Raw genomic sequence first — 10,787 nt, forward strand, 5'->3', positions numbered from 1 at the left:
TTGGATGCCGATGATGGCGAAGTTCCACTGGACCGGGTCGTGCCGCGTATGGGGCCGGGCGTTGCGCCAGTACCGGTGGAGGTTCCCGGCGGCCAGGGTCGAGCAGGTGACTGAGAGCTCGAAAAGCTTGTTGGAGGCCGCTGGGGCGACCGCGGTGGTCAGCCCCGTCGCCTTCGCCACGGCGATTTGCGCGGCCGCTACCCTCCCGGCATCCGGACGGGCCACGGCCTCGTCGAGGACGAGCTCGGCGCGCTCAAGCCGCGCCTCGGCAGCGTGCTGGCGGATGGACAGGTCGCCGATCGCCTGGATCGTGTGGGGATGACCGGCTGCCCGCTGGGTGCCGTGACCCGGGACGTCGTTGCGGGATCGAAGGCTGCGCAGAATCTCTCCGCACAGCAGAGGCCTCGGCGCGTTGCCCGACACCCTGCGGATCGCCGCGACGATGCCGAGATGGTTCTGTGCGACGGCGGTGTCCGCCGCCACGATGATGGCCATGACCTGCGCCAGGATCCGTCAGAAACGGAGGAGCGAGACAGTCAGGCCGCTTCGGCGCGCCGGGCGCGGGCGGCCTCGAGGGCGCGCACCCGCGGGATCACGTGCGTGCCGAAATACGCGACCTCCTCCTGAAAATGAAGGAAGGCCAGCAGGGCGAGATCTGCGCCCGCCTCCTTGAGGTCCAGAATCCGTTCGGCGACCTGATCGGGCGTTCCGATCAGGTTGCTCCGGAACCCGTCATTGTACTGGACCAGATCGTCGAAGGTGGATTTAGCCCAGTTGCCTTCGCCCTCGGGGGAGGCCGTGCCGGCATTCTTCACCTCATGGCCGAAGGCCTTCACGGCATCGGTATCGGCGTGATCGATGATCTCCTGCAGAACGGCGCGGGCCTCCTGCTCGGTATCCCGGGCGATCACGAAGGCGTTGACGCCGATGCGCGGGTTGTTGCCGCTCTGGGCCGCCTTGGCGCGAATATCGGCGACCTGAGTGCGTATGTTCTCGGGCGTATTGCCGTTGGTGAAGTACCAATCGGATACCCGGGCCGCCATGTCGCGCGCCGCCCGGGACGATCCGCCCTGGAGGATCTCAGGCAGCGGCTGCCCCGGCTTCGGCTTCAACGTGTAGTCGCTGTAGCGGTAGAAATCGCCTCGGAAGGTGAAGTTGTCCTGGGTCCAGATCCCCCGCAGGCTGCGGATGAATTCCTCCGAGCGGCGGTAGCGCTCGTCATGGTCGAGCCAGGGCTCGCCAATGGCCCGGAACTCACCCGAGAACCAGCCCGACACGATGTTGACCGCGACGCGGTTCTCGGTGAGCTGCGCGATCGTGGCGATCTGCTTTGCGGCGAGCGTCGGGTTCCAGGGTCCCGGCAGGATCGCGGCGATCACCTTGAGCTTGGTGGTGGCGGCCAGCAGGGCGTGGCTGAACGCCACCGATTCGTGCTGATATTCGGCGCCGTAGCCGGCGGTGAAGCGGATCTGCGTCAGCGCGTAGTCGAAGCCCGCCTCCTCGGCGATCCGCGCCAGTTTGCGATTGTACGCGGCGTCCCAACTCGTCCGCTGGGGTATCTTGCTGATCACAAGCCCGCCCGAGACATTGGGCACCCAATAGGCGAAGCGGATCGGCGCCCGGTCCGATTCTGCGATGTGATGGCTGCTCATCCGGCGCTCCCTGCACTGCACGGCGCGCGGCGCCGCGTTCCCTCTACGGATCGCCGCAAACTGAATACATGATCCAGAAGGCGGACAATCACTCAAGACGAACGGAAGTATTCTGGGAGGGAGGCGATCCGTCAAAGGAACGCGTTGCTTTTTTCAACCCGTCTTGAATGGGCTTATTCTTCTTGCCGGCTCCGCGGCAGCCAATTTCTGCTAGGCGGTGTGGGGCGTATCCGTCTCGTGCAGGCGGCGCCATGCGAAGACGGAAAAGACCGCAATGAGGCAGCCGGCGAGGCCGAACCACGTGAATGCGTATTGCAGGTGGTTATTGGGCAGATCAACCCGCAACTGACCACCTTGGGGCCACGAGGTCTGACCGGGGATCGCATCGGCTTCGATCATGTAGGGCGCCACGTCCGACAACCCGCGGGCGGACGCGATGCCGGCGATGTCCCGGTTGAACCATTCGCCGCGGGCCGGATCCGGCTCCGGGACGAACAACCCACGGGGTTCGCTGGCGCGCAGGATGCCGGTGACCGTGGTCGATCCGTCGACCAGGCCGTCCCGCCGATCGGATTGGGCCTTGAGCTCGGTCGGCACGAAGCCGCGATTGACCAGCACCACGTTGCCATCGTCGCGCACAAGAGGCGTGAGCACGTAGAAGCCCTGAAGGGCCCGGCCCGGCGTCTCGCCGGGGGCGAGCCCATGCACGAGGGTCTCTTTGTCGTTGAGGAAGCGACCGGAGACGCGCACATGGCGGAACTCGTCCCGGGCAGCATCCCAATCCGCGGCGGTCGGTGGAGCGACCGGCTCCGCCCTCGTCTGCCGGATGAGGCGGTCGATCAGATCCTCTTTCCAGGCCCTGCGCTCCACCTGCCACGTCCCAAGGCCGAGGAGGATCGCAAGCGCCATTAGCGTGGCCAATCCCGGCGCGACGAGATCGCGCCACGCAGCCCGGGCGGTCGCTGCGCTCACGATTCGAGGCGTCCCTGCTCGGCCTTGTTGCTGTATTGGAGCGCGATCAGCATGCCCTTCAACGGCCGAACGAGCATCAAGCTGAGGCCGACCGACAGCGTCGTCGCCACGAGGGCATGGACCCAGATCGGCGGCTCGTAGGTGATCTCGAGCCAGAGGGCGAGGCCGACCACGATCAGGCCAACGATGGACATCACGAAGAAGGCCGGGCCGTCAGCCGAATCAAAATGCGAATAGTCGAGGTTGCAGGCTTCGCAGGACGGGCGGAGGGCCAGGAAACCCTTGAACAGATGACCCTCGCCGCAGCGCGGGCAACGGCCTCGCAGACCTGTCGGGATCGGGGGCGGCGGCGAGAAGGTGCGTTGGTCCACGGGTACACTCCAGACCGATCCAAGGCTGACGCGACCGCGCCGCCTCCGGCTCATCCCACTCGATATGGGGATTCGCAGATCCCGCACACGAAAAAGGGCGGCCGGAGCCGCCCTTCGCAGGCCCGCCATGCAGAGGCGGGATGGATCTCAGTGGGCGCCGCCGTGAAAGACGCCCGAGCCCCACACGTAGATCGCGGCAAACAGGAACAGCCACACGACGTCGACGAAGTGCCAGTACCAGGCAGCGAACTCGAAGCCGAGATGCTGGCGCGGGGTGAATTGGCCCGCATAAGTCCGGAACAGGCACACGGCCAGGAAGATCGTGCCGATGATCACGTGGGCGCCGTGGAAGCCCGTCGCCATGAAGAAGGTCGACGAGTAGATGCTGCCCGAGAAGCCGAACTCGGCGTGGCTGTATTCGTAGGCCTGACAGGCGGTGAACAGAACGCCGAGGATGATGGTCAGCCACAGGCCGTATTTCAGGCCCTTGCGATCGCCTTCGAGCAACGCGTGGTGTGCCCAGGTGACGGTGGTGCCCGAGGTCAACAGGATCAGGGTGTTGAGGAGCGGCAGATGCCAGGGGTCGAACGCCTCGATGCCCTTCGGCGGCCAGACGCCGCCGGTGAACTCAACCCGGGAGATCTGGATCGGATCGGCCGTGTAGAGGGCGGCCTCGAAATAGGCCCAGAACCAAGCGACGAAGAACATCACCTCCGAGGCGATGAACATCATCATGCCGTAGCGGTGGTGGAGCTGGACGACCCGGGTGTGGTCGCCGGAATTCGCCTCGTGCGCCACGTCTCTCCACCACGAGAACATCGTGTAGAGGACGCCGATCGCGCCGGCGCCGAAGATGTAGGGGCCCGGCGACAGGGTGCCGATCTGCAGGCTCTTCATCCAGAAGACGGCGCCGAACGCCATCAAGAAGCCCGAGAAGGCGCCGATCAGCGGCCACGGACTTGGGTTCAGGATGTGAAAGTCGTGATTCTTGGCGTGCGCCTCGGCCATCGTCCCGTCGCTCCTCACCCGCCGCCCTGTGCCGTACCCGGCATCCGGCCTGACGCTGCTGGCTGTTTGCTCTTGGCCGGGCGTGGCACAGACCACGCCCAAGCTTGTCTGCACGTGTAGTCCGTGCGGGCCCGTATTGTCACGCGCCCGCGATCAGAATTCCCGCTTCTGCCCGACGGTCGCCGTGTTGGCCGCGGCGGCCGTGACCGGTTCGCCGTTCTTGCTGGCGAAGTAGGTGTAGGACAGGGTCATCTCGGAGAGATGGGCCGTGTTCGAATCGTCGCGCACGGCCGGGTCGACATAGAACACCACCGGCACGTCGAGGGTCTCGCCCGGCTGCAAGGTCTGCGCGTTGAAGCAGAAGCAGGCGATCTTCACGAAGTAGCCGCCCATCAGCCCGGGCTGGACGTTGAAGGTGGCGACTCCCGTCGAAGGCTTCGTCCCGGTGTTCTGAACCCGGAAGAAGACCGTCTTGGTCTCGCCCAGCTTGGCCTCGACGCTGTTGGTCTCGGGGGCGAACTTCCAGGGCAGGCCGGGCGCGACGTTGGTGTCGAAATGGACCACCATGCTGTCGTTGGCGCGCGCCGCGGAGGCTGCGAGCGCCGGGCCCTGGCGCGGCGTGCCGTCGTAGCCGGTCGCCTTGCAGAAGGCGTCGTAGAGCGGGACCGACGCGAAGGCCAAGCCGACCATGCCGACCGCGAGACCCGCGCAGGCCAGGGCGGTGCGATTGGCGCCGCGGCCCGGACTCGGTTGGGGTGAGGCCATGGCGGGTCTCCCTAGAGCGGCCGGCTCAGGATCTGCGGCCCGAGCTTGACGATCGTCAGCACGAAGAACAGCAGCACCCAGGCCCCGAGCGCCAGGGCGATCGCGATCGAACGCTTCCGGCGCCGGGCTTCCTGCTCGGGTGTGAGGGGACGATATTGGATCTCGGGCTCCGGCATGGTGCTCAGCCCAGGACCGGCCGGAACAGGCCGAAGCTCTGCTCGGCCAACAGTGCGGAGAACAGTGCGGACAGATAGAGGATCGAGAAGCCGAACATGCCCATCGCCGCGCGCCGCTCCGCCTCGCCCTCGCGGTTGCGCAGGACGCGGATGCTGAACGCCACCATGCCGAGGCCGCCGACGACGCCGATCACCGCGTAGAGCAGGCCGCCGAAGCCCAGGGCCACGGGCGCCAGCCCGAGGGGGGCGAGGAGCAGGGAGTACCAGACGATCTGGCGGCGGGTGGAGGCGGGGCCGGCGACGTTCGGCATCATCGGGATGCCGGCGCGGGCGTAGTCGTCAGCCTTGATCAGGGCCAGCGCCCAGAAATGCGGCGGGGTCCAGATGAAGATGATCGCAAACAGGATCAGCGACTCGATCCCGACCGATCCGGTGACCACAGCCTGGCCGATCACCGGGGGCAGGGCACCGGCGGCACCGCCGATGACGATGTTCTGCGCGGTCGCCCGCTTCAGCCACATCGAATAGACCACCGCGTAGAACACGATGGTGAAGGCAAGCAGCGCCGCGGCGAGGACATTGGCGGCGAGGCCGAGCACCACCACGGAGGCCACCGAGAGGAACAGGCCGAAGCCGAGAGCTTCCTCAGAGGTGATCCGGCCCGAGGGGATCGGCCGGGTGGCGGTGCGGCTCATCACGGCGTCGATGTCGGCATCCCACCACATGTTGAGGCAGCCGGAGGCGCCCGCACCCACCGCGATGGCGAGCAGCGAGATCGCGCCGATCATCGGCTGCACGTGGCCCTGCGACACGACCATGCCGACAAGCGCTGTGAAGATCACGAGGACCATCACCCGCGGCTTGAGGAGCGCGAAATAGTCCGGGACGTCGCCGCCGGCCGCCGAGAGGGCGGGGGCCGGACCTTCGCGTCCGATGCTGTTCGTCAGGCTCGTCATCGCGTCTGCCGCTGCTGTGCCGGCGCCCGGCCACGCGCGTCACGGCCGAGTCGTGTTTCGAATTCGACGTGTTCCAAGTGCCGGCGTGAGCGGGGCCCGGGAATGCTCCCTTGGCCCGTGCGGATCGCCCTCGACGCTCGCCCTTGCCGGGAGGTCGGGTGAACCGGCCTCCGGGGAAGGGCGAGGGCCGCTGATGCGGCCCTCGCGGGGTGTCTATCAGTGCGCGCCGGGCTCGTCGACGATGCGGGGCAGCGTCTCGAACTGGTGGAAGGGCGGCGGGGAGGGCAGCGTCCACTCGAGGGTGGTGGCGCCTTCGCCCCACGGATTGTCGGCAGCCCGCTCCTTGGAACGGAAGGCCAGGACGACGCCGATCACGAAGACGAACATGCCGAGGCCGAAGATGTGACCGCCGTAGGTCGAGACCTTGTGCCAGCCCGCGAAGGCGTCCGGATAGTCGGCATAGCGACGCGGCATGCCGGCGAGACCCAGGAAGTGCATCGGGAAGAACAGGACGTTCGCGCCGATGAAGGCCAGCCAGAAGTGCAGCTTGCCGGCCCATTCCGGGATGATCCGGCCGGTCATCTTCGGGAACCAGTAGTAGACACCGGCGAAGATGATGAACACCGCACCGAGCGACAGGACGTAGTGGAAGTGCGCGACGACGTAGTAGGTGTCGTGCAGGTACTTATCGACCGCCGAGTTGGCGAGCACGACGCCGGTCACGCCGCCGACCGTGAACAGGAAGATGAAGCCCACCGCCCAGTGCATCGCAGCGGTGAAGCGGATGGAGCCGCCCCACATCGTGGCGATCCACGAGAAGATCTTCACGCCGGTCGGGACCGCGATCACCATCGTGGCGAACACGAAGTAGGACTGCGTCTGGAGCGACAAGCCGACCGTGTACATGTGGTGCGCCCACACCACGAAGCCGACGACGCCGATCGCCACCATGGCGTAGGCCATCGCGAGGTAGCCGAACACGGGCTTCCGCGAGAACGTGGCGATGATGTGCGACACGATGCCGAAGGCCGGCAGGATCATGATGTACACTTCGGGGTGACCGAAGAACCAGAACAGGTGCTGGTACAGGATCGGGTCACCGCCGCCGGCCGGGTCGAAGAAGGTCGTGCCGAAGTTGCGGTCGGTCAGCAGCATCGTGATGGCGCCCGCCAGAACCGGCAGCGAGAGCAGCAGCAGGAAGGCGGTGACCAGCTCGGCCCAGGCGAAGAGCGGCATCTTGTGCAGCGTCATGCCGGGGGCGCGCATGTTCAGGATGGTGGTGATGAAGTTGATCGCGCCCAGGATCGAGCCCGCGCCCGAGAGGTGCAGGGCGAAGATCGCGAAGTCGACGGCCGGGCCGGGATGGCCGGCGGTCGAGAGCGGCGGGTAGACGGTCCAGCCCGTGCCGGCGCCGGACGCGCCGGGCGCGCCTTCGACGAACAGCGAGCACAGCAGGGAGCAGAAGCCCGCCACCGTCAGCCAGAACGAGATGTTGTTCATGCGCGGGAACGCCATGTCGGGCGCGCCGATCATGAGGGGCACGAACCAGTTGCCGAAGCCGCCGATCAGCGCCGGCATCACCATGAAGAACACCATGATGAGGCCGTGGCCCGTGACGAACACGTTGTAGGTCGCGGGGTTCGAGAAATACTGCAGGCCAGGCTGCTCCATCTCCATCCGGATGCCGAAGGAGAGGAAGGCGCCGATCATGCCGGCGCAGAAGGCGAAGAGCAGGTAGAGGGTGCCGATATCTTTGTGGTTCGTCGACAGGAACCACCGGGCGAAGAACGAGGGCTTGTGGTCGTGGACCTCGTGGGCCTCGGCATGGGCTGCGGCTGTAGCCATGGATTCGGGTGCCTTGTGAATCGGATGGGTGCGGTTCGGTCAGCCGGGGCTCAGCGGGCCTCGGCGAAGCTCGTGCCGTTGTCGATGCTGGCGTACTTGGTCTTCGCTTCCTTCAGCCAATCCGCATAGGCCTGCTCGCTGACCACGCGGACCACGATCGGCATGTAGGCGTGGCGCTGGCCACACAGCTCGGAGCACTGGCCGTGGAAGGTGCCTTCCTTGTCGGCCTTGAACCACATCTGGTTCAGGCGGCCGGGGACGGCGTCGATCTTGAAGCCGAAGGACGGCATCGCCCAGGAATGCAGCACATCCGCGGCGGTGACCTGGATCTTCACGATCTTGCCGACCGGGACGACCATCTCGTTGTCGGTCTGGAGCAGGCGCGGCTGCTTGTCCTCGTCGATGTTGGCGTCGAAGGTGAAGCCGCCACCAGCCTCGGTCTGCGGATACTCGTAGGACCAGTACCAGGCGTGGCCGATGACCTTGACGATCATGTCGGCCTTCGGGTCCGAAAGCTGTGTGCGCAGCAGGCGGAACGAGGGAATCGCCACGGCGACCAGGATCAGCACCGGCACGATCGTCCAGGCAATCTCGATCGCGGTGTTGTGGGTGGTGCGCGAGGGCGTCGGGTTCCGCTTCTCGCCGAAGCGGAAAATGCACCACAGGATCAGGCCCAGCACGAAGACCGAGATGGCGAGCGACAGCCAATGCAGACCGATCTCGAAGCTCAGGATGTCCCGGGCGTTCTCGGTGACCGGGATCTGCCGGCTCATCTCCCATGGGATCGGCTGGCCCAAGCCGCCGGCCTGGGCTTGGACTGTCGGAAAGAGCAGGGCGCCGAACGTGGCGAGGCTCCAGAGTGATCGGTTGATCGTCCGCACCGTCCGCATCTGCCTCTCGTGGCTCCCCTGGCTGCTAGTCTCCCATCGGCCCTCACCATAACTTGGAGGTGAGATTGTGCCGACGTGACGGAGTACCGGTTGTGTCACCCGGCATTATCCGACCGGGGCTTCAGACCACAAGGGCCGCAAAGGCGCAACCGCACAAGCGTCGCATCGCGCGGTTTCCGGGTATTTGTGAGCATCCAACTGCGGCCACGCGTAGGTCTGGCGCGGCACCTATGCGTCATGCCACGCGACCGATACGGAGAAGCCACACCATCGGAGCGCTGAATGTCGAAGGACGCCGGGACTCAACCCATGGCTCTACCGCCCTGCTCGCTGACGGTCCCGATGCAGGTCGTAGCCTACACGAGTGACGCGGTGCGGCCTGGGGAAAGGGCGCTCGCGGTCGAGAGCCCGATCAACCTCGTCTATGGCTCTGTGCCGCATGCGGTGATGATGGCGACGCCGGCCGATCTGGAGGATTTCGCCTACGGCTTCAGCCTTACCGAAGGCATCATCGAGGAGGCCGCGGAGATTCGCGAGACCCGGATCGAGGCCACCCCGGACGGCATCCGGTTGCACGTGGACCTGGCCCCGGGGCGGCTGCGCGAGCACCTCGCCCGCAAGCGCGCGATCAGCGGACGCACCGGATGTGGCGTCTGCGGCATCGAGGATCTGACGGAGCTGCCGCGGGCGGAGATGCGCGCGGTCCCGGATCTGCGGATCCCGCTGCCGGCGATCGCCCGAGCGCTCACCGGCCTCGACGCAGCTCAGCGCTTGGGGGTTGAGACCCGGGCGGTTCATGCCGCGGCCTGGGCGAGGCTCGACGGCGAACTCTCGGCCGTGCGGGAGGATGTCGGGCGCCACAACGCCCTCGACAAGCTGATCGGTGCCATGATGCGCACCGGGACCGCGTCTGATCAGGGCTTTCTGGTGATCACCAGTCGCTGCTCGTTCGAGATGGTCGAGAAGGCGGCGCGGCTCGGTGCGGCCGTGATCGTGGCGATCTCCGCTCCGACTTCCCTGGCGCTGGACCGTGCCCGGGCGCACGGGATCACGCTCTGCGCCATCGCGCGCGCCGATTCGGTGACGGTGTTCACAGGTCCGGAGCGGCTCGCAACGGCCTAGGCCGCTATTGGGCCGCTGCCGGCTCCTTCTCGGACGGGCCGGGGACGATGGTCGCGCCGCCGATCACCCGAACGGGCTTCCGCTCAGTCGGCGGGTCCTTCCAATCCTTGGCGGCCGGCTTCGCCGCATCCGCGACCGCTGGGGCGGCAGGCTTGGCCGTGTCGTCGGGCCGCGGGGCGGGATTGGTGGACGGTGCCGTCTCGATCGCCGCAGATTTGGTCTCTGGTGCGGAATCGGCCTTCTGTTCGGGCTTCGCCGCCTCGGCCGGGGCGATCTTCGGGGCCGGCGCCTCGGGAGAGGTCCGATGCGGTGCGCGCAGCTCGGGGTTCCGCATCGGCGCTGTGCGGGCAACCTTCCGCGGGGAGGCGGCCCGCCCGACGCTGTCGGGATTGACGCCGTCGAGATTGCCCTCAGGCCGTGCGGCCGTGCCGGCCGGCCGTCGATCGAGCCGCAAGGCTGGTGCGTCTGCTCCCGGGATAGGTCGCAGGACGCGTCGGGGGCCGGCATCCTCCTCCGTCCAGCCGAAACCCGGGGCGGGCCGCTCCAGGCGGGCATAGGTGTCGGGCGCGCCGAGACGCTGGCGACCGATGATTCCACCGGATGCGGGATCGACGAATAGTCGCATCGGCATGCCCGCCGGGCTCACCGCCTCGACCACGTAGACACGTCCGTTGAAGCGCGGACGGCTCAGGCCGGTGAAGCCCTGATCGGCGAGACGCCAGGCCACTACACGCGGGGGCACCACCTCTTCCTCGAAGGCGAATTGCGCGCTGGCGCTCCGGCAAAGCCCCATAAGGGTACCGCCGGACAGCAGCGCAGCGCAGAGTGCCCGGGTCGTCGTGGTCCGGAGGCGCGCGGCTGTCCTGCTCGTGATCATCACTCTGGTGCGTTCCCGTTTTGGAGACCTGGCAGAGTATCCGGTCCCGGCATGGTCCGGGCCGGTAGAACCCGGACCTTGACCATGCCGGCAGGGTCGTTGCCCCGCATGCCGCTTGTGCTCGGCCCTCGGGGTAGACCGCCTGATTCGGGC

The 10,787-nt window shown here is 67.0% G+C and carries 11 protein-coding genes and 1 pseudogene; 1 reads left to right on the forward strand and 11 read right to left on the reverse strand.

The window, feature by feature from the left end; genetic code table 11:
* Positions 1 to 42: 42 nt before the first annotated feature.
* The 10 genes and pseudogenes from MKK88_RS32145 to coxB all read right to left on the reverse strand — a co-directional run.
* A pseudogene (locus MKK88_RS32145) lies at positions 43 to 495 on the reverse strand (hypothetical protein); the annotation flags it as partial.
* Between the two features lie 41 nt (positions 496 to 536).
* A complete protein-coding gene (gene sfnG, locus MKK88_RS32150) occupies positions 537 to 1,652 on the reverse strand; it encodes a dimethylsulfone monooxygenase SfnG (protein ID WP_244007589.1) in 1,116 nt (371 codons plus the stop codon).
* A gap of 210 nt (positions 1,653 to 1,862) precedes the next feature.
* Complete coding sequence (locus MKK88_RS32155) at positions 1,863 to 2,561, reverse strand: SURF1 family protein (RefSeq protein ID WP_244007961.1); 699 nt, start codon at positions 2,559 to 2,561, stop codon at positions 1,863 to 1,865.
* Positions 2,562 to 2,620: 59 nt separating this feature from the next.
* Positions 2,621 to 2,995: a DUF983 domain-containing protein gene (locus MKK88_RS32160; RefSeq protein ID WP_244007591.1), complete on the reverse strand. Its 375-nt coding sequence runs from the start codon at positions 2,993 to 2,995 to the stop codon at positions 2,621 to 2,623.
* A gap of 147 nt (positions 2,996 to 3,142) precedes the next feature.
* Positions 3,143 to 4,003 carry a cytochrome c oxidase subunit 3 gene (locus tag MKK88_RS32165; protein ID WP_244007593.1) on the reverse strand — a complete coding sequence of 287 codons (861 nt, stop codon included), beginning with the start codon at positions 4,001 to 4,003 and terminating at the stop codon, positions 3,143 to 3,145.
* A 153-nt stretch (positions 4,004 to 4,156) separates the two neighbouring features.
* On the reverse strand, positions 4,157 to 4,768 hold the full coding sequence (locus tag MKK88_RS32170; protein ID WP_244007595.1) for a cytochrome c oxidase assembly protein: 612 nt from the start codon (positions 4,766 to 4,768) through the stop codon (positions 4,157 to 4,159).
* 11 nt (positions 4,769 to 4,779) lie between these two features.
* Positions 4,780 to 4,944, reverse strand: a complete 165-nt coding sequence (locus tag MKK88_RS32175; protein ID WP_167627646.1) for a hypothetical protein — start codon at positions 4,942 to 4,944, stop codon at positions 4,780 to 4,782.
* A gap of 5 nt (positions 4,945 to 4,949) precedes the next feature.
* Positions 4,950 to 5,900, reverse strand: a complete 951-nt coding sequence (locus tag MKK88_RS32180; protein WP_244007597.1) for a heme o synthase — start codon at positions 5,898 to 5,900, stop codon at positions 4,950 to 4,952.
* Positions 5,901 to 6,116: 216 nt separating this feature from the next.
* Complete coding sequence (gene ctaD / locus MKK88_RS32185; RefSeq protein WP_243965008.1) at positions 6,117 to 7,745, reverse strand: cytochrome c oxidase subunit I; 1,629 nt, start codon at positions 7,743 to 7,745, stop codon at positions 6,117 to 6,119.
* 50 nt (positions 7,746 to 7,795) lie between these two features.
* Entirely contained in the window at positions 7,796 to 8,635 is an 840-nt protein-coding gene (coxB, locus tag MKK88_RS32190; protein ID WP_244007599.1) for a cytochrome c oxidase subunit II, read from the reverse strand.
* 282 nt (positions 8,636 to 8,917) lie between these two features.
* On the opposite strand from coxB, the gene fdhD reads away from it, so the two are divergent.
* Positions 8,918 to 9,757, forward strand: coding sequence for a formate dehydrogenase accessory sulfurtransferase FdhD (fdhD, locus tag MKK88_RS32195; protein ID WP_409566738.1), 840 nt, complete (start codon positions 8,918 to 8,920; stop codon positions 9,755 to 9,757).
* Positions 9,758 to 9,761: 4 nt separating this feature from the next.
* Here fdhD and MKK88_RS32200 read toward each other — a convergent pair whose 3' ends face one another.
* Entirely contained in the window at positions 9,762 to 10,634 is an 873-nt protein-coding gene (locus MKK88_RS32200) for a hypothetical protein (protein ID WP_244007601.1), read from the reverse strand.
* Positions 10,635 to 10,787 lie beyond the last annotated feature (153 nt).

Source organism: Methylobacterium sp. E-005, assembly GCF_022829725.1.
Lineage (GTDB): Bacteria > Pseudomonadota > Alphaproteobacteria > Rhizobiales > Beijerinckiaceae > Methylobacterium.